The 18,925-nt window shown below is 73.6% G+C and carries 7 protein-coding genes and 7 pseudogenes; 1 reads left to right on the top strand and 13 read right to left on the bottom strand.

Annotated features, from left to right (window positions below; all coding sequences use genetic code 11):
• Positions 1 to 5 precede the first annotated feature (5 nt).
• Positions 6 to 1,472, bottom strand: coding sequence for an ATP-binding protein (locus LRS04_RS15275; RefSeq protein ID WP_257817082.1), 1,467 nt, complete (start codon positions 1,470 to 1,472; stop codon positions 6 to 8).
• Between the two features lie 1,202 nt (positions 1,473 to 2,674).
• Here LRS04_RS15275 and LRS04_RS15270 point away from each other — a divergent pair.
• Positions 2,675 to 2,896 carry a hypothetical protein gene (locus tag LRS04_RS15270; RefSeq protein WP_257817081.1) on the top strand — a complete coding sequence of 74 codons (222 nt, stop codon included), beginning with the start codon at positions 2,675 to 2,677 and terminating at the stop codon, positions 2,894 to 2,896.
• 912 nt (positions 2,897 to 3,808) lie between these two features.
• On the opposite strand, the pseudogene LRS04_RS28055 reads toward LRS04_RS15270, so the two are convergent.
• From LRS04_RS28055 to LRS04_RS26975, 12 genes and pseudogenes are all read right to left on the bottom strand, one after another.
• Positions 3,809 to 4,315, bottom strand: a pseudogene (locus tag LRS04_RS28055) (ATP-binding protein); the annotation flags it as partial.
• Between the two features lie 146 nt (positions 4,316 to 4,461).
• Positions 4,462 to 4,749, bottom strand: coding sequence for a hypothetical protein (locus tag LRS04_RS15260; protein ID WP_257819136.1), 288 nt, complete (start codon positions 4,747 to 4,749; stop codon positions 4,462 to 4,464).
• Positions 4,732 to 4,971: pseudogene (locus LRS04_RS15255) on the bottom strand (calcium-binding protein); the annotation flags it as partial. The gene LRS04_RS15260 and the pseudogene LRS04_RS15255, both read right to left, overlap by 18 nt.
• Before the next feature lie 58 nt (positions 4,972 to 5,029).
• Positions 5,030 to 5,329: pseudogene (locus LRS04_RS15250) on the bottom strand (calcium-binding protein); the annotation flags it as partial.
• Positions 5,214 to 6,743, bottom strand: a complete 1,530-nt coding sequence (locus tag LRS04_RS15245; RefSeq protein WP_257817079.1) for a calcium-binding protein — start codon at positions 6,741 to 6,743, stop codon at positions 5,214 to 5,216. The pseudogene LRS04_RS15250 and the gene LRS04_RS15245, both read right to left, overlap by 116 nt.
• 55 nt (positions 6,744 to 6,798) lie before the next feature.
• A pseudogene (locus tag LRS04_RS28050) lies at positions 6,799 to 7,638 on the bottom strand (calcium-binding protein); the annotation flags it as partial.
• Positions 7,639 to 7,774: 136 nt separating this feature from the next.
• Positions 7,775 to 9,859 (bottom strand): annotated as a pseudogene (locus LRS04_RS15235) (hypothetical protein); the annotation flags it as partial.
• Positions 9,774 to 13,550: a calcium-binding protein gene (locus LRS04_RS15230; protein ID WP_257817076.1), complete on the bottom strand. Its 3,777-nt coding sequence runs from the start codon at positions 13,548 to 13,550 to the stop codon at positions 9,774 to 9,776. The pseudogene LRS04_RS15235 and the gene LRS04_RS15230, both read right to left, overlap by 86 nt.
• Positions 13,551 to 13,589: 39 nt before the next feature.
• Positions 13,590 to 13,700, bottom strand: a pseudogene (locus tag LRS04_RS28045) (hypothetical protein); the annotation flags it as partial.
• 48 nt (positions 13,701 to 13,748) lie between these two features.
• A complete protein-coding gene (locus LRS04_RS15225; protein WP_257817075.1) occupies positions 13,749 to 16,247 on the bottom strand; it encodes a calcium-binding protein in 2,499 nt (832 codons plus the stop codon).
• 25 nt (positions 16,248 to 16,272) lie between these two features.
• Positions 16,273 to 17,589 (bottom strand): annotated as a pseudogene (locus LRS04_RS15220) (calcium-binding protein); the annotation flags it as partial.
• Complete coding sequence (locus LRS04_RS26975) at positions 17,567 to 18,877, bottom strand: hypothetical protein (protein WP_308238153.1); 1,311 nt, start codon at positions 18,875 to 18,877, stop codon at positions 17,567 to 17,569. The gene LRS04_RS26975 and the pseudogene LRS04_RS15220, both read right to left, overlap by 23 nt.
• Positions 18,878 to 18,925 lie beyond the last annotated feature (48 nt).

Below are 18,925 nucleotides of genomic sequence, written 5' to 3'. Positions count from 1 at the left end.
ACCCCCTACCCCGTCTCCGCTCCCTCCCCCACCGCATACACGCCCCAGTCCACGGCCCGGGCGGCGGCGCGGATGGCGCGGAGGGCGGATTCCGGTGGCGCGGGGGTGAGGGCGGCGTCGGCGAGGGCTTCGCCTTCGAGGCGGCGGCTCTGGGCGGCGACTTCGGCCAGGCCGAAATGGGCGGCGAAGCCGGCGAGGCGGTGGGCGGCGGCGGCGACCTGGTCGGCGGGGGCGGCGGCGCGGATCGCGGCGGCAAGCTCGGCCAGCAGGCGGTCGAGCTGGGCCGGCAGCTCCCGGAAGATCGCGTCGGCCTCCGGCCCGAGCGCCTCGAAGAGCTCCTGCACCCGCCCGTGAACCACGTCCGGCGCCGGGCCGACGGCCGGATCGGCGGCCAGCCAGGCGCGCAGGCCGTCGCGGTCGAGCGGCTTGCGGATCACGGTGACGCCGTCGAGATCGGCGACCTCCGCGCGCAGGTGCGGGTCGTCGGCGCCGGTGGCGATGGCGATACGCCCCCGGAAGCCCTGGGCGCGGGCCCGCCGGCAGAGCTCTGAGCCGGTCATGCCCGGCATGCGCTGGTCGGTGAGCACGAGGTCGAAGGGCCGGGTCGTCAGGAGGGCGAAGGCCTCCGCGCCGTCGGCCGCCTCGGCCACCTCGCAGCCCTCGGCCGCGAGCAGGCGGGCGAGCACCCGGCGGCTCAGCTCCACGTCCTCGGCCAGCAGCAGCCGCCGGGGCAGGCCGCGGTCGGGAGCCACGGGGGCCTCGGAGGCGAGCGGCAGGCGCACCTGGAAGACGAACACCGTGCGGCCCTCGCGCTGGCGGGCGCGCAGTTCGCCGCCCATGGCTCGGGCGATCCGGCGCGCGATCGGCAGGCCGAGCCCCAGGCCCTCGACGGCCTGGCCGGCGGGGCCGCGCTGGAAGGGCTCGAACACCCGGGTGAGCTCGGCGTCGGGCAGGCCCGCCCCTTCGTCCCAGACCTCGAGCCTGAGCTCGGCGTCGCCGTCGAGCGGCGTGGCGGCCAGGGCGACGGTCACCGTCCCCTGCCCGTGCTTCAGGGCGTTGGAGACCAGGTTCGACAGCACCTGGCGCAGGCGCACCTCGTCGCCGACCAGGGCGGGGGGCGGGTCGCCGGTCACTTCGAGCCGGCGGCCGCCCGCCTGGAGCATGAACGTGGCGCGCACCTCGTCGACCGTGCGGGCCGGCGAGAACGGCGCGGCGGCCAGCGCGATCCCGCCCGCCTCCAGCGCGCCCATGTCGGCGAGGTCGTCGACCACGGTCGCCAGGTGACGGAGCACGCCGCGCAGTGCGCCGGCGTCGATGCTCTCGGCCGCCTCGCCGCCCAGGAGGCCCACCGCGCCCTGGAGGGGCGTGCGCAGTTCGTGCGCCACCTCGGCGAGCAGGCGCGACTTCGCCCGGCTGGTGCGCTCGGCGGCGGCGCGGGCGGCGTCGAGTTCGCGGAGCTGCTCGCCGACCACGCCCTCGCCGGGCGCCCGCCGTGGGGGCGGTCGGCGGCGACGCGTCGAGGCCGTGCTCCAGCAGCGAGCGGGCGCCCAGCCGCGCCCAGACCGCGTCGCGCTCGGCCTCGAAGCGGCGCGCGGCGTCGTCCGCCTTCAGCAACCGGGCCCCGCTGCCGGCCGCCGCGGCCACCAGGCTGTGTTCGACGGCGCATCCGCTCGATCGCGCCGCGTGGAGGGCGGTCTCGTAACGGACCAGGGCAGCAACCCGGCGGCCGCGCGCCCGAAGCGCCTCCGCCTCCAGCAGCAGGACGCGATGGGCGTGGTCGGTCGGATTGTGCCGCGCGTGGTGGCGCAGCACGGCCATCCGCCAGGCCGAGGGGCGACGCCCGGTCCGGTAGAGCGCCAGGGCGGTCGCGAAGAACCATCCCTGGGGCAGGAGCTGCAGGGCCGGCGGCTTGAAGTGGCGCTGCGTGCGGTCGTAGAGGGCCGCGCCGGCCTCCCAGGCGCCGAACAGCGCGGCCAGCAGGGCCTCCAGCATGACCACGTGGCGGGCGGCGTGGACGGCGTCCGAGAGGCTGCCCGCCTCGAAGGCGGCGACGTCGAAATGCGGACCCGCCAGCCGCCACGGCCGCTCGCCGGCGTCCTCCAGGCAGGCGACGAACTGGCGGAGCGCCTGGATGGTGACGAGCGTCGGCTGATCGCCAAGCCGCCTGGCGGTCTCCACGCAGCCCTCCGCGACGACCGCCATGCGCTCCAGCGGCAGATCGCCCAGGACCGTGTCGAGGGCGCGCCGGCGGTTGGCGTAGGCAGCGACCGGCAGATCGCCTTCCGCATAGGCCATCCGCTCCATGGCCGCGATGCGGGGGCCGCCGGTCTGGCGCGGGCGGGTCATGGCGTAGCCGAAGTTGGTCGAGTAGTGCAGCGCCGTCGCCCGGAGTGGCTGGCCCGGCCCCTGCTTGGCGTCGGAGAGCACCGCCCAGCGCTCGGCCCGGCGGAAGGCCCCGAAGGCGGCGCAGACCACGCTGTACGCCGCCGCCCCCGAGGCGGTGCCGCCCACCAGGCGCGGCGGGATGCCCTGGAGCGCGAAGAGGACCGCGCGCATGGGCTCCTTCTCGTAGAGCAGCGCGCCGCCGGCCCCCAGGATGCGCATCAGCGGGGCCTGCACCTCCAGGGTCTCGGGCGGCAGGCGGCCGAGCCGCGCGGCCCGGTCGACGTCGGTGGTGAGCACGCTGATCGCGGTGCGCACGAACTGCAGCGCGCCGGCCTTGACCGGCAGGTGGACGCCGGCGCGGCCGAGGGCCTCGCGGGCCACCGCGAGCGCGCCTTCCAGGTCGCCGGCCGCGCGGCGCACCAGGGCGCGCATCTCGTCGGCCTCGGCCCGGCCCCGGGCGGTGGTCGAGACGGCCAGCATCTCCTCGGCCATGACGCCGGCGCGGACGTAGTCCCCCCTGCTCGACCGCCGCATAGACCGCCTCGCGGAAGACCTGGGCGGACGCCCCGCCGGAGCGCCGGGCGAGCGCCAGGGCGGCGGCCGACCATTCCGAGGCGCGGCGCGCGGCGCCCACGCCACGCGCCTGTTCGGCGCCGCGCAGGAACAGGGGCGCCCAGGCGGCCGCATCGAGGGTGGCGAGGCCGGCGATCAGGCGAGCATCGAGCATGGCCGCGCCCCGGCCGTAGGCGGCCGGACGGGCGCCCAGCCGGCGGAGCGCCTCGGCGAGGCGGCCGGCCGCGGCCACCTGCCCGGCCTCGTCCACCCCGGCCACGACGGCGGCCAGGACCTGGTCATGGGAGAAGGCCACGGTGGACGCCGTCCGGCGGACGACGCCCAGGGCCTCGAGCTGGCGAAGGCCTTCGTCGGCCGCTTCGGCCGAGAGGCCGGCGCACGCCGCGAGGTCGGCGGGGTCGGCGCTGTCGCCGAACAGGGCGAGCGCCTCGGCCAGCGCCTGGGGCCCGGGCCCGGCCTCGGCGACGCGCCCGGCCAGCCGGTCGGCGACCGCGCCGGCCAGGGTCTCGGCGGCGCCGGCGCGGCTGAACTGCCAGCGGTCCCCGTCACGGGCGAGCGCTCCGGAGGCCTTCAGGACGGTGAGCGCATCCAGCAGTTCGAACGGCAGGGCGGACTCGAGGCCGAGGAAGTCCAGCACCTCGGCGGCGGCGCCGGCGTCGTCGTCCAGTTCACCCGCGACCAGCGCCTGGCGTCCGCCCGCGTCGAGAGCTTCCAGGCGGACATGGAGCGTCCGCACCGCCGGCGGCCGCACGAAGGTCTCGTCGGGGCGCTCGGTGGCCAGCACGACAAGCTGCGGCGTCGCCTGCAGCAGCCGCTCCACGAGGCGCGCGGTCTCCGGTCCCCCGCGGCCCCAGTCGTCGAGCAGCAGCACCACCGGTCCGCGAAGGCCGGTCAGCCAGCCGCAGACCGTCATCAGGGCCTGGCCCAGGCGCTCGGCCGCAGCGGTGACGCCGACGTTGGGCGCGGCTTCCGCCCGCGCCCGGGCAAGCTGGCCGAGCACGCCGGCGCTGAGACCCGCGAAGGCTTCGGCGGTATCGCCCAGGCTCTCGGCCAGGGGCTCCAGGGCCGCTTCAGGATCGAACAGGCCCTCCAGCGCCGTCGTCAGCGCGTCCTCCACCGCCGCGGTCAGCGGGGCGACCCCGAAGGCGTTGCCCGGCGGGAAGCGTCCGGCCCCGGCGAGGGGCGCGTCCGGTCCCGAGACCGCTGCGGCGGCGAGCGCCGACTTGCCGACCCCCGCCGGCCCGGAGATGACGATCAGCCGGGTGCGCCGGTCGGCGAGGCCGCCGCGGACCGCCGCGAGCTCCGTCGCCCGGCCGCGGAGCGGTCGGTGCGGCGGCGAAGGCGCAGGCGAATCCATGACCGGCGAAGGTCTCCAGCGAGCGGCCAAGGTTAGGAGAGATGCCGGCATGGCGCGAGCGCATCCTCAGCGCGGGCGATGCGCGCCTTCGAGGGTGAGGGTGGGACCGCCGCCGTGGTCGCCCACGACGGCGGCGCCCTCCAGGATCAGTCGCCGAAGATCCAGCCGGACGGCAGGCTCGACAGCTGCACGCCCAGCAGGATCATCTGGCCGCCGCCTTCCATGGTGATGACCACGTCCGAGCCGACCTGGGCCAGGCTGTACTCCGTGCCCGGGTCGAGCTGGACGCGATCGCCTTCCGCGGCGCTGAAGTCGACGACCCAGTCGAACCCGGCCTCGCCGAAGGTGTGGAAGACGTCGGCGCCCGCGCCGCCGGTGACGGTGTCGTCGCCCCGGTCGCCGGAGAGCCAGTCGTCGCCCAGCCCCCCGCGCACCGCGTCGTCGCCCTGGCCGCCGCGGACGATGTCCGCGCCCGCCCCGCCCTGACAGGTGTCGGCCCCGAGGTTGCCGTAGACGATGTCGTCGCCGTCGTCGCCGGAGAGGACGTCGTTGTCCTTGCCGCCGACCACCCAGTCGTCGCCCTGGCCGCCGACGACCGTGTCGTTGCCCTCGTTGCCGTGGGCGTCGTCGAAGTCGGAGCCGCCGCGGACGATGTCGTCGCCGCCCCCCGCCGCGCAGGTAGTTCTCGCCGGAGCTGTCGGTCACCACGTCGGCGCCGTCGCCGCCGAACGCCCGGTCGTCGCCGGCGCCGCCCGACAGGGTGTCCGCCCCGAGATCGCCCGACAGGTAGTCGTCGCCCTCGTCGCCGTTCAGTCCGTCGTCGCCCTGGCCGCCGTAGAGAACGTCGGCGCCCTCGCCGCCGGAGATGCTGTCGGCGCCGGCGTTGCCGTGCACCCAGTCATCCCCGCCGCCCGCGGAGACCGTGTCGTTCCCGAAGCCGGCCGAGAAGACGTTCGGGGTTGAGTCGAACTGGGCCGTGTCCGAGCCGGAGGTGCCGGTCGCGCCGCTGGTGATGATCGGCGAGACGCCGCCGCCCCCGCCACCGCCACCACCGCCACCGCCGCCGCCGCCGCCGCTCGTGGGCGTCGAGACGGTGAGGGTCAGGGTGTTGGCGCTTGCGTCCTCGTTCGAACCCCAGCCCGCCAGGCCGTCGTCCTTCACGCGGAAGCCGAGGGTGAAGGGTCCCGGCGCCGTCCGGCGTATAGAGCAGGTCGCCGAGCGAAATGTCGGACGCCAGGATGACGTCGCCGACGTCCACGGCCAGGCCCGCGAGCGTGAGCTCGCCGCTGGTCGGCAGGGCGGTGATCGTCACCGACTTCATGTCGTCGCCGTTGGCGTCGCTGAAGCCGAAGTCGGCCAGCACGATCGTCCGCGTCCCGGTGGTCTGCAGGCTGGCCGAGCGGTCGCCGCCGGTGGGCGCGGTGTTCTGGCCCCAGGCGCCGTCGTCGAACTGCAGGGTCTCGATGCCGGTCAGGGTGTCCGTGCCGTCCGGCGAGCCGGAGCGGAGGTCCGTGACGGTGAGCGTCCCGCCGTTCACCGTGATGGTGTAGTCGGTGGAGTTCCCCGAGAAGACCGCCGTGTCGTTGCCGAGGCCGCCCTCCAGGGTGTCGTTGCCGGCGCCGCCATCCAGGATGTCCGGCCCGCCGTTGCCCTGCAGGCTGTCGTCGCCGTCCTCGCCGTTGAGGGTGTCGTCGTCGCCGCCGCCGCGGATGGTGTCGGCGCCCGCGTCGCCGTTGGCCCGCACCGATTCCAGGGAGGTCATCCCGGACGCATCGAGCAGGTCGTCCCCGGTCGTGCCGTTCAGGTAGATGGTGTTGGGGGCGAGGCCCGTCGCCGACAGGTCGCCGGAGACGACCACCCGTTCGCCGTTCAGGACCAGCTCGGCGGTGCCCTTCACGACGATGTCGGGCTGGCCGTCGCCGTTCAGGTCGAGCTCCAGACTGAGGCCGTCCGCCGACGGCGTGATCGTCGTCGCCGTGCCGACCTGGGTGACGATCTCGAGCACGTCGCCGCCGCCGCCGCCGTCCACCTCGACGGTCTCGTTCGGCTGGATCGCCGTGAGGTCGAGCTTGAAGGTGTCGGCCCCGGCGCCGCCGATGATCCGCGGCTTCACGGCATAGCCGAGGTTGTCCACGGTCAGCATGAGCGCACTGGTGTTCTGCAGCGTCAGCAGGTCGACGAAGTCGTCGCCCTGGCCGTCGACGTTGATCTGCAGGACCGTCGCGGTCCCGTTCTGCACGAGTTGCAGGAAGCCCTTCTCGAAGACGTTGTCCGTGCCGTTCCAGCCGGTCAGGCGGCTGGTCAGCAGGGCGGCGAGATCGAGGAAGTCGCCGCTGGCGCCCGTGGCGAAGTCGGTGACGGCCAGGCCGCCGGCGAGCGTCGGGGAGACGATCAGCCGGTCGGAGCCGGCGCCCAGGCCGACGATCACGCTGTCGCCCGTCCCGGCGTGGGCCGAGACGGTGTCGTCGCCGGCGCCCGCCGTAGAGGGTGTCCGAGCCGCCGCCGCCGGTGATCGAGTCCGCGCCGGAGCCGCCGGCCAGGTAGTTGGCCGTGGTCGTGCCGGAGAGGGTGTCGTCGAAGCCGGAGCCGGTGATCCCCTCGATGCTGACCAGCATGTCGAGGCCCATGCCGCCGCCGACGCTCTGGGCGCCGCTGGCGTTGGCCAGGTCGATGGTCAGGCCGCTGGTGGCCTGGGTGAAGGCCGCCACGTCGATGCCGGCGCCGCCGTCGATGCGGTCGTCGCCGAAGCCGCCCTCGAGGATGTCGTCGCCGCCACCGCCGGAGACGGTGTCGTCGCCCGCGCCGCCGTAGAGGAAGTTCGAGGCCCCGTCGCCGGCCAGGCTGTCGCCGTGGGCGCTGCCGATCAGGTTCTCGATCTCGACGAGCGTGTCGGAGCCCAGGCCGCCGCCGACGTTCTGGGCGCCGCTGACCGCCAGGCTGACGGTCACGCCGCTCGTGGCGTCAGAATAGACCGCCGAGTCGCCGCCGAAGCCGCCGGGGATGGAGAGCACGCCGTTGTTCGCGCCGCCCTCCAGCCGGTCGTCGCCCGCCCCGCCCTTCAGGGCGTCGTCGCCAGCGCCGCCGGAGAGGGTGTTGGCCACGCCATTGCCGACCAGGGCGTCGTCGAAGGCCGAACCGATCACCCGCTCGACGCCGCTGATGACGTCGGCGCCGCCGCCGCCGGAGGCCGTGCCGGCCCCCAGGTCCACCGTCACGGCGGAGGCCGCGCCAGCGTAGCTGGTGGTGTCGAGGCCCGCGCCGCCGTCCAGGGTGTCGGCCCCGAGCCCGCCGAACAGCAGGTCGTCGCCGCCGCCGCCCTTCAGGAGGTCGTCGCCCGCCCCGCCGTCGAGGGTGTCGGCCGCGCCGGCGCCCCTGGTCCTCCAGGGTGACGATCGCGCCGCCGAAGCCGCTGTTGGCCGGGTCGATCTGGGTCACGCCGTCGCCCAGCAGGGTGTCGCCGCCGGCCCCGCCGGAGAGCGAGTCCGCCCCGTCGAAGCCCGCGAGCACATTGGCCCCGGCGTCGCCGGCGAGGGTGTCGCCGAAGGTCGAGCCCGAGAGGTTCTCGAAGCCGCCCGCCCGGACCGTGCCCTGGCGGGTCACCTGGGCCGTGCCCTGGGCGGCCAGGGAGATGGTCACGCCGGCCGAGCTGATCTCGGACCCGTTGCCGTGGAAGGACAGGGTGTCGGACGCCCCTGCCCCGCCTTCGACGCGGTGCGTGCCGGCGCCGACCTGAACAAGGTCATTGCCCGCGCCGCCGTCGAGGTTGTCGTTGCCGGTCTGGCCCCAGATCCAGTTGTCGTTGGCGTCGCCGGTCAGGGTGTCGTTGAAGGACGTCCCGGACACGTGCTCGATGCCGATCAGGGTGTCGACGCCCTGGCCCGTCGCCTGGGCGGTGGTGATGGTCAGGTCGACCTTCACGCCCGTCGTGGCGTCGGAGGCGAAGCCCGCGCGGTCGAGACCCGCGCCGCCTTCCATGCGGTCGGAGCCCAGGCCGCCGACCAGGTAGTCGTGGCCGTCGCCGCCGAGCATGGTGTCGTCGCCGTCCTGGCCGCGCAGCCAGTCGCCCTCGGTCCCGCCGTCGAGACGGTCGCCGCCCTGGCCGCCGCTGAGCGTGTCGGCGCCGCCGAGGCCGCTGAGGGTGTCGTCGGCGTTGGTGGCGATCATGATGTCGCCGGCCGAGGTGCCCGCCCGGTTGACGCCCAGCTGCAGCGTCTGGTCGGAGAAGCGGATGAATTCCACGTCGGTGAGCGTGTCGACGCCGTCCGGACCGTTGGCCCTGAGGTCGGTGACGATCGTCGTGCCGTCGGTATTGACCACCACCTGGTAGTCGGACCGGGCGCCCGAGAAGACCGCCGTGTCGACGCCGAAGCCGCCGTCGAGGACATCGGCCCCGCCGCCGCCGAGCAAGGTGTCGGCGCCGGAGCCGCCGCGCAGGGTATCGGCGCCCACATCGCCGGCCGGCGCGCCGGACGCGGTGGACGGAGCGTCGAGGAACAGGAACTGGCCGTTCGCGAAGGTGATCTCGCCGTCGCCGAGCAGATAGTCGTCGCCGTCGCCGCCGGAGAGGCTGTCGGCGCCCTTCTGGCCCGCCAGCCGGTTCGCCAGCCCGTCGCCGGTCAGTACGTCGTCGAAGTGCGAGCCCGAGACGTTCTCGATGCCGCTGATCGTCATCGCGCCCTGGCCGGTGGCCTGAACCGCCGCCTGGGCGAGGCTCAGGGTCACGCCGCCGGTGACGTTGTAGCTGAGCACGAGGCTGTCGATACCGGCGCCGCCGTCCAGCGTGTGGTCGCCGTTGTGGATCAGCAGCAGGTCGTCGCCGCCGCGGCCGGACAGCACATCGTTGCCGCCGCGCTCGGTCCAGAGCAGGTTCGCGCCCGCGTCGCCCGCCAGGGTGTCGCTGCCCGTTGTGCCGTAGACCCACTCGATCCCGACGATGACATCGGCGCCCTGCCCGGTGGCCGCGCCGGCCTGGAGGTCGACGCTGACCGCCGGCCCGCCGGCGAACATCAGCCGGTCGACGCCCGCCCCGCCGTCGAAACGGTCGTTCCCGGCGCCCGAGTAGAGGATGTCGAGGCCCGCGCCGCCCTGGAGGGTGTCGTCACCCTCCGCGCCGAGGATGACATCGTCGCCCTCGCCGCCGTCGAGGCTGTCGTTCCCCTGCAGGCCGCTGAGGAGGTCGTTGCCCGCCAGGCCCGCGAAGGTGTCCGCGCCCGTGCCGCCGAGGAAGTTGTCGGCGCCGGCCGTGCCGGCCACGCCGCTCGCCACGATGGTGACGCCGTCGCTGAACTCCAGGTACTCGCCGCCGGTGACCGTGTCGGTCCCGTCCGCGCCGGTGACGATCACGTCGCCGTTGATCGTGCGGCTGACGGTGTAGCTGGCGCGGGTCCCGCTGAAGACCACGCGGTCGACGCCCGCGCCGCCGTCGATCAGGTCGTCGCCGATCCCGCCGATCAGGCGGTCATCGCCCTGGCCGCCCTTGAGCGTGTCGGCGCCCGAGCCGCCGTCGAGCGTGTCGGCTCCGGCGCCCGGCGTTCTCGTCGAGATAGGAGGCTCCGGCGGTGCCGGCCGCCGACGCGGCGATGACCACGCCGTCGCCCAGCAGCAGGTCGGCGCCGTCGCCGCCGATCAGGCTGTCCGAACCCTCGAAGCCCGCCAGCACGTTGGCGTTGTCGTCGCCCGTCAGGATGTCGCCATAGGCGGAGCCCGAGAGGTTCTCGAACCCGCTGATCTCCATGGCGCCCTGCCGGGTGGCCTGGGTCGCGCCCTGCGCAGCCAGCGAAGCCGCAACGCCGGCCGTCGTGATCTCGGGCCCGCCATTGCCGTGGAAGGACAGGGTGTCGATCCCCTGGCCGCCGATCAGGGTGTGATCGCCGACGCCGACCTGCACGAGGTCGTTCCCGTCGCGGGCGTCGATCACGTCGTTGCCGGTGACGCCGGACCCGTCGGCGCCGCCCCACAGCCAGTTGTCGCCGGCGTCGCCGGTGAGGGTGTCGCTGTAGCGCGTGCCGGAGACGGCCTCGATGTCCACGAGGACGTCGTTGCCCGCGAACGTGTTCTGGACCTGGCCCTGGAGGTTGAGATCCACGCGCACGCCGTTCGTGGCGCCGGAGGAGAAGGCCGCACGGTCGTAGCCGTCGCCGCCCTCCAGCCGGTCGTCGCCGCCATAGCCGGCCAGGAAGTCGTTGCCGGCCTCGCCCCGGAGGGTGTCGTCGCCCGCTTCGCCGCGCAGGCCGTCGTCGCCCTCGCCGCCCTTCAGCAGGTCGGCGCCCGCACCACCGAAGATCACGTCGGAGCCGCCGAGACCGGAGATCGTGTCGCCGCCCGCCGTGCCGGACAGGGTGTCCGAGCCGGACGTGCCGGTGTTGTTGCCGCCGATGGTGGACGCCGGGACGTCGCCGTCGGAGAAGCGCAGGACCTCGACCGCGATCAGCGTGTCCACGCCGTCGGGCGCGCCGGAGCGCAGGTCGCTGACCCGGATCGAGCCGTCGGCCTGCAGCGCGAACTCGTAGTCCGCCCGCGCCCCGGAGAACCGGGCCACGTCAGCGCCGTCGCCGCCCTCGAGGCGGTCGGCGCCCGCGCCGCCGACCAGGGTGTCATCGCCCAGGCCGCCGATCAGGACGTCCGCGCCGGCCGGGACCGTGCCCTCGATGCCGTTCTCGAACAGCGTGATCGCGGCGTCGCCGTCCAGCAGCACGTAGCCTTCACCGAGCAACAGGTCGTTGCCGCCGCCGCCGTTCAGGGTGTCGGACCCGCCCCAGCCGGCCAGCACGTTGGCCGCGCCGTCGCCGGTGAGCACGTCGGCGCCGATCATCGTGCCGCTGAGGTTCTCAATGCCGGAGAGGGTCATCACGCCCTGGCCGGTGTTCTGGGCCCCGGTGTTCGCCAGGGACACGGTGACCGGCGCGACGAGGGTCTCGCTGTAGAAACTGACCGTGTCGTCGCCCTGGCCGCCCACTAGTGTGTGGGCGCCATTCCCCACCGACAGCAGGTCGTTGCCGTCGCCGCCGACGAGGGAATCCGAGCCGCCCGTGCCCCACAGCCAGTTGGCGTTGGCGTCGCCGACGAGGGTGTCGTTGAAGTTGCTGCCGGTCAGGTGCCGGATGTTGATCAGCGTGTCGCTGCCCTCGGCCGCCTGGGCCTGGCCCTGCAGCAGCAGGCTGACATTCACGCCCGCGGAGGCGCTGTTGAAGCTGGCGCGGTTGAGGCCCGCGCCGCCGTCGAGCAGGTCGTTGCCCGCCCCGCCGGCCAGCAGGTCTGGTCCGTCCTCGCCCAGGAGGGTGTCGTCGCCAGCCTGGCCGCGCAGGATGTCGAAGCCGTCGCCGCCCACCAGCCGGTCGCCGCCGCTGCCACCCGACAGCACGTCGTCGCCACCAAGGCCGGAGATGGTGTCGGCGTTCGCCCCGCCCTGAAGCGTGTCCGGTCCCGAACCGCCGAACAGGGCGCCGCCCACGTCGCTGGCGGTGAGGGTCAGGTCGCTGAACTTCAGGAACTCGACCTGCCACAGCGTGTCGGTACCGTCCGGGCTGTTCGCGCGCTGGTCGGTGACGATGATCGAGCCGTCCGAATTGGCGCTGATCAGGTAGTCGGCCCGGGCGCCGGAGAAGACAGCGGTGTCCGCGCCATCCTCGCCGCGGATCTCGTCGTCGCCCGCTCCGCCGTCTAGGGTGTCGTCGCCGTCCTCGCCGAGCAGGACGTCGTCGCCGGCGCGGCCGACGAGGGAGTCCGCCCCCTCCTGGCCGTCGATGTAGTTGGCCGCGCCGTCGCCCCTGAGGGTGTCGCCGTGCTCGGAGCCGAACAGCTCCTCGACGCTCACGAAGGTGTCGGAGCCGAGGCCGCCGCCCACGTCCTGGGCGCCGGTGATCGCGAGATCGACGGTGACGCCGCTGGTGGCGGTGGTGAAGGCCGCAATGTCGATGCCGTCGCCGCCGTCGAGGAGGTCGTTACCAGCTCCGCCTTCCAGGCCGTCGTCGCCCTGGCCGCCCAGCAGCGTGTCCGCGCCGCTCGCGCCGTAGAGGAAGTTGCGCCCGCCGTCGCCCTTCAGGGTGTCGTCGAAGTTCGAACCGTAGACCTGCTCGATGTTTATCAGGACGTCGGTCCCGCCGCCGCCCGTGTTCTGCGCGACGCCCTGCAGGCCGAGGTCGACCGTGACCGCAGCCACGGCATCCCCGTAGCCGGCGATGTCGCCGCCGACTTCCTCGCGATCGCCGGCGGTATTGGCGCCGCCGTCGAGGGTGTCGTTGCCGAGACCGCCCTGCAGGAAGTCGTCGCCCGCCCCGCCGGAGAGGAGTCCGCCCCTTGCTGGCCGAAGAGATAGTCGGTGCGGCCCGTGCCCACGAGGGTGTCGGCGCCCAAGGCCGCCGACCGCCTGGATGATCTCGTCCGCGCCGGCATCGGTGTAGAGCTGGGCGAGGTCGAGGGTGTCGGCCCCGGCCGTGCCGAAGGTCGTGCGGATGCCGCTGAGCACCGTCTGGGTGTTGACCAGGCTGAGCGTCAGGCTCTGGCCCTGGCCAGGCGGCTGGAGGTCAAGCAGGAACTGGAGCCGCTCCATGCCGCTGACGGTGTCCGTGCCCAGGAAACCCATCGGGCCCAGGCCCTCGACCGTCGCCGCGCCGTCGCCGGCGATGGTGACCCGGAAGACGTCCGTGGTGGTCTGGCCTTCCACCAGTTGGACGATCAGCTTGCCGGCGTCGCCGCCGGCGCCCTCGACCACCTGGACCGTGCCCGTGGTCTGGCCGGTCATGCGGAACGCCGCGATGTCGTTGCCGCCGGCCCCGCCGTCGAGAGTGTCGCTGCCCGCCCCGCCGATCAGGTAGTCGTCGCCGCCCTGGCCGGAGATGCGGTCGGCGCCGCCGCCGCCGTCGAGCGCCTGGTTGTTCCCGGCGTGACCGGTGATGGTGTCGTCGCCGAGGCCGCCGTTGGCGCCGACGCTCCCCGCGAGGTTCACGCCCGACAGGCTGGCGATGTCGATGACGTCGTTGCCCGCCGTGCCGCCGACGAAGGTCGAGCTGACGTTCAGCGTCCGGTCGATGGACAGGAAGGGCTGGTTGGAGCCCTCGGGATAGAAGTGAAGGTGTTCGACCCCCGCCAGCGTGTCGGACCCCATGCCGGCCATCGGGCCGACGCCCGTGACGACCGCCGCGCCGTCGTCGCCGAGCGTGACGTTGAAGACGTCGGTCACGGTCTGGCCCTGGACGAGCTGGACGATCAGGCCGCTCTGGCCCTGGACGACCTGCAACGTGCCGGTCGTGCCGGCGGCCAGGTGGAAGGCGGCGGTGTCGTCGCCGGCCCCGCCATCGATGCTGTCGTTCCCCGCCCCGCCGATGATGTAGTCGGGCGCCGTCGCCGGCCAGGATGGTGTCGCGGCCCGCGCCGCCGTCGATCGGATTGTCGGACACCGGCCGGCCGGTGATCAGGTCGTCGCCGTAGCCGCCGCTCACGCCGAGGGGCAGAGCGGGATCGCCCGGATAGAAGGCGCCCACGTCGATGACGTCGCCCCCGGGGTGCCCTCGACGAAGCCGCGGCCGTTCAAGAGGTCGTGGGCCCGCGGGGTCAGCGGCACGCCGAGGTAGAAGTTCCCCGGATTGGCGGCGTCCGACGAGAAGTCCAGCCGCTCCACACCGGTGACCGTGTCGGTCCCCATGTGCGCCATGGCGCCGATGCCCTGGACGGTGGCCGCGCCCTCGCCGGTGATCGTGATCTTGAAGACCCCGACGCCGACGCCGTCATTGACCAGTTCGACGATGAACGCGCCGGCGTCGCCGCCCGTCCCCTCCACGAGGCGCAGCGATCCGGCGCTGTCGGCCGGCAGGCGGAAGGCCGCCACGTCGCCGAGGCCGCCGCGGCCGTCGATCGTGTCGTCGCCCTCGCGGCCGATGAGATAGTTCGAGCCGGCGTTGCCGCGAAGGATGTCGTCGCCTTGGCCGCCGTCGACGCCGATCTCCGCGTCGGTCGCGCCCGGATAGAGCGCGGCGAGGTCGATGGTGTCGGGCGCGACGGTCCCGCCGACCCAGGTGCTGTCCGGCTGGACCTGAAGCAGGCCGATGTTGAGGTTCAGTCCGGCCGGAGGAGTCGGCACGTCCGCGGTGAAGTGGAGGTTCTCGACGTTGGTGACCGTGTCCGTCCCGAAGGACGCCATCGGGCCGAGGCCCTGGACGGTCGCCGCCCGGTCGCCGGTCATGGTGACCTTGAACACGGCCTGGGCGACGCCGTCGTTGACCAGCTCGATGATCAGCGAGCCGGCGTCGGCGCCCGTGCCCTGCACGTAGCGCAGGGCGCCCGTCGTGCCGGCCGGCATCCGGAAGGCGGCCGTGTCGTTGCCGGCGCCGCCGTCGATGGTGTCGCTGCCCGCGCCGCCGATGAGGTAGTTCTGGCCGGCGTGGCCGATCAGGACGTCGTCCCCCGCCTCGCCGCCGGCGTTGAGCTCCACCTCCGCGGCCGCCGACGGATAGAGGTCCGCCATGTCGATCACGTCGTCCAGCGACGACCCGGTCACATGGGCGCGGTTGTCGACGATCGGCGGCGCCTGGACGCCGAGGCTCAGGCTGACGGCAGAGCCGGCGCCGCTCGACGAGGCGATGAAGAAGTTGAGCCACTCCACGTCGGTGACGGTGTCGGTTCCCAGGTGCGCCGCCTGGTTGAAGCCCGTGACGACGGCGTCGCCGTCTTCGATCGTGACCTCGAAGACCCTGGTGACCGTCGATCCGTCGACCAGCTCGACGATCTGCTTGCCGGCGTCGCCGCCGGATCCGGTGACGATGCGCAGGATCCCGGCCGTGCCCTCCGGCAGCCAGAAGCCGGCGGAGTCATGGCCCGCGCCCCCGTCGATACGGTCGTCGCCTTCCTGGCCGTAGAGCCAGTCGTCGCCGCCGCCGCCGTCGAGGGTGTCCTTGCCGGCCCCGCCGAACAGGGTGTCGGAACCGACCGGCGCGGTCGGCGCACCCACCGATGTGGACGGGCCGTCGAGCACCTCGAAGGCGCCGGCGACGATGGTGATCTCGCCATCGCCGTACAGCAGGTCGTCGCCGTCCCGGCCGTCCAGCCGGTCGGCGCCGCGCATCCCGGCGAGCACATTGGCCTGGGCGTCGCCCGTCAGGGTATCGTCGAAGGCCGTGCCGGACAGGTTCTCGATGCCCTGCAGGGTCATCGAGCCGCGCAGGGTGTCCTGCGGGCCGCTCAGGTTGAGGTCGATCCTCGCGCCGCCGGTCACCGCGTAGCTGAGGACGACGGCATCGATGCCGTCGCCGCCGTCCAGGGCGTGATCGCCCTGCGCCACCAGCAGCAGGTCGTCGCCGCCGCGGCCGGACAGCACGTCGTTGCCGCCGCCGCCGGTCACGGTGTCGCCGAACGACCACAGGAAGTTGGCGTTGGAATCGCCAGTCAGCGTATCGCTGCCGACCGTGCCGGACAGGTGCTCGATCCCGACCAGGGTCTTCGAGCCCTGGGCCGTCGCCTGGGCCCCGGAGATCTCCAGGCTGATGTTGACGGCCGGGCCGCCCTGGAAGGCCGCACGGTCCAGGCCCGCACCGCCGTCGATCACGTCGGCCCCCGGGCCGGCGAAGAAGATGTCCTGCCCCTCGCCGCCGCGCAGGGTGTCATCCCCGCCGCCGCCGATGAGCACGTCGTCCCCCTGGTCGCCCTCGATGAGGTCGTTGCCGTTCAGGCCCTGCAGGTTGTCGTTGCCGCCGAGGCCCGAGATCGTGTCGTCGGCATTGCCGCCGAGGATGGTGTCGGCGCCCGGCCCGCCGAACAGCGCGCCGGCCAGGCTGACGGTCCCGTCGCTGAACGCCACCCGTTCCACGTCGACGAGAACGTCGACCCCGTCGGGGCTGCCGCTGCGCAGGTCGGTGATCGTCACCGGCCCGCCGACCGGCGTGTCGATCCGGTAGTCGGAGCGGGCCGGAGAAGACGGCGATGTCGGCGCCGTCGCCGCCATCGATCGCGTCGTTGCCCGCGCCGCCGGTGAGGCTGTCGTCGCCGACGCCGCCCTTGAGGGTGTCGGCGCCGCTGCCGCCGATCAGGTCGTCGGCCCCGCCGGCGTACATCGTGCTGTTGAAGTTGGCGGAATACCTGATCGGGCCGGAGCCGCCGAGGCCGTGGTTGTCCACGTCGATCTCGCCGTCGCCGTAGAGCCAGTCGTTGCCGTCGCCACCCACAAGGGTGTCGCTGCCGCCGTCGCCGGCCAGGATGTTGCTGGTGTCGTCGCCGGTCAGCCGGTCGCCGTGGATCGTGCCCGACAGGTTCTCGATGCCGGACAGCGTCATCGAGCCCTGGCCGGTCGCCTGGGCCACGCCGGGCGTCGCCAGCGAGATCGTGACCCCGCCGTCCACGTCCTGCACGACCACGGAGTCGTAGCCTTGGCCGCCGATCAGGGTGTGGTCGCCCTCGGCAACGGTGAGCAGGTCGTCGCCGCCGCGGCCGTCGAGGACGTCGTTGCCGCCGCCCGAGCCCCAGAGCCAGTTGGCCCCGTCGTTGCCGCTGAGCGTGTCGGACTTCTCGCCGCCGGAGACGTGCTCGACGTTGACGAGCGTGTCCATTCCCAGGCCGGTGTCCTGGGCCGTGGTCAGGGCCAGGTCGGCCTTGACCCCGGTGGTCTCGCTGTAGAGCGAGACTCGGTCGATGCCGGCCCCGCCGTCGAGCAGGTCGGCGCCGCCGCCGCCGGACAGGTAGTCGTCGCCGTCCCCGCCGAGCAGGGTGTCGGCGCCCGCCTGGCCGCGCAGGAAGTCGTGGCCGCCGCGCCCGTCGAGCTGGTCGTCGCCCTGGCCGCCGGCGAGATCGTCGGTCTGGTCGTGGCCGAAGACGACGTCGGCGCCCTGGTAGCCGTTGGCCACGAGGATCACCGCCGGGTCGACGCCCGGGTAGAGCGCGGCCAGGTCGATGGTGTCGCCGCTGAAACCGCCGCCCACGAAGGCCTGGTTGTTCTGCACCTGGCCGGTGAACTGGCTGAGGTAGACCGCCGCGAACTGGCCCTGGGCGATCGGCTGGCCCTGCTGGGCGGCCGGCACCAGGAAGTGGAGCTGGTCGACGTTGGAGACCGTGTCGGTCCCGAGCCAGGCCATGGAGCCCTGGCCCTGGACGGTGACGGACCCGCCGTTCACCACGACGCGGAAGATGGTTTCGCTGGAGCCGTCCGCCTGTTCGAGCTCGACGAACATCTCGCCCGGCGCGCCGTCGTAGGTATAGAGCACGCCCGTCGTGCCGACCGGCAGCTGGTAGGCGGCGACGTCGTTCGCGCCCGTCCCGCCGTCGATGGTGTCATTGCCCGCGCCGCCCGACATGTAGTCGTCGCCGCCGCGCCCGGAGATGCTGTCGTCCCCCCGCGCCGCCATTCAGGCCCTGGCTCTGGCCGTCGTGGCCGGAGATGATGTCGGCGCCGAGGCCGCCGTTGGCGTTGATGATGCCGGCGAGGTTCACGCCCGGCTGGGCCAGGAAGTCGATGAGGTCGGCGCCCGGCGTGCCGTCCACGAAGCCCGAACTGACGTTCAGCGTGCGGTGGATGGTGATGGCCGGCTGGCCGCCGCCGTCCGGGTAGAACTCCAGATGCTCGACGCCGGTGACCGTGTCGGTCCCCAGGTGGGCCATCGGGCCGACGCCCGTCACCACCGCGTCGCCGCCGTCGCCCAGCGTAACGTTGAAGTAGTCGGTGACCGTCGAGCCGTTGACGAGCTGGACGATGATCTGGCCCGGCTGCTGGCCCTCGACGAGGCGCAGCGTGCCGGTCGTGCCCTGCGGCAGGCGGAAGGCCGCGCTGTCGTGGCCGGCGCCGCCGTCGATCGTGTCGCTGCCGTCCCCGCCGACGAGGTAGTCGTCGCCGCCCTGGCCGATCAGCTTGTCGGCGCCCGCGCCGCCTTCGAGGTTGCGGTCGTTACCGGAATGGCCGGTGAGGGTGTCGTCGCCGAAGTCGCCGTTGGCGCCGACCGGGTTGCCGTTCGGGTTCGGGTGGTAGGCGGCGACGTCGATGGCGTCGTTGCCCGCCGAGCCGCCGATCCAGTAGTTCGAGCCGTTGACCCCCGACTGCGGGATGAGGTTCACGCCCAGGAACATGCCGTTCGGCACGTTCTGGACCTCCGGGAAGATGTGGAGCTGCTCGACGTTCGAGACCGTGTCCGTCCCCAGGTGGGCCATGTAGCCGATGCCCTGGACGGTCGCGGCGCCCTGTCCGGTCACCGTGATCTTGAAGATGTCGAAGGTCGCGCTGCCGTCGATGTGCTGGACGACGAGCGTGCCCGGCTCCTGACCCGCCACGAGGCGCAGGAATCCGGTCGTGTTGCCGGACGGCAGGTGGAAGGTGGCGATATCGGCGCCCGCGCCGCCGTCGAGGGTGTCGGAGCCCGCGCCGCCGATCAGGTAGTCGTCGCCGCCGAGGCCAAGCAGCTTGTCATTGCCCGCCCCGCCTTGAAGCGCCCAGTCCTTGCCCGCGTGGCCGGTGATGGTGTCGTCGCCGAACCCGCCGTTGACGCCCATGTCCACGGACGCCGCCGCGCCCGGATAGGCCTGCGCCAGGTCGATGACGTCGTTGCCGAGCGCACCCTCGACGAAGCCGAAGTTGTTGCTGACCGCGTCCACCCGTGGCGCGAGGTTGACGCCGACGAACGACCCATTGCCGCTCGACGA

This window comes from Phenylobacterium sp. J367, from assembly GCF_024699985.1.
Lineage (GTDB): Bacteria > Pseudomonadota > Alphaproteobacteria > Caulobacterales > Caulobacteraceae > Phenylobacterium.
This window is presented reverse-complemented; position numbering and strand designations above follow the sequence as displayed.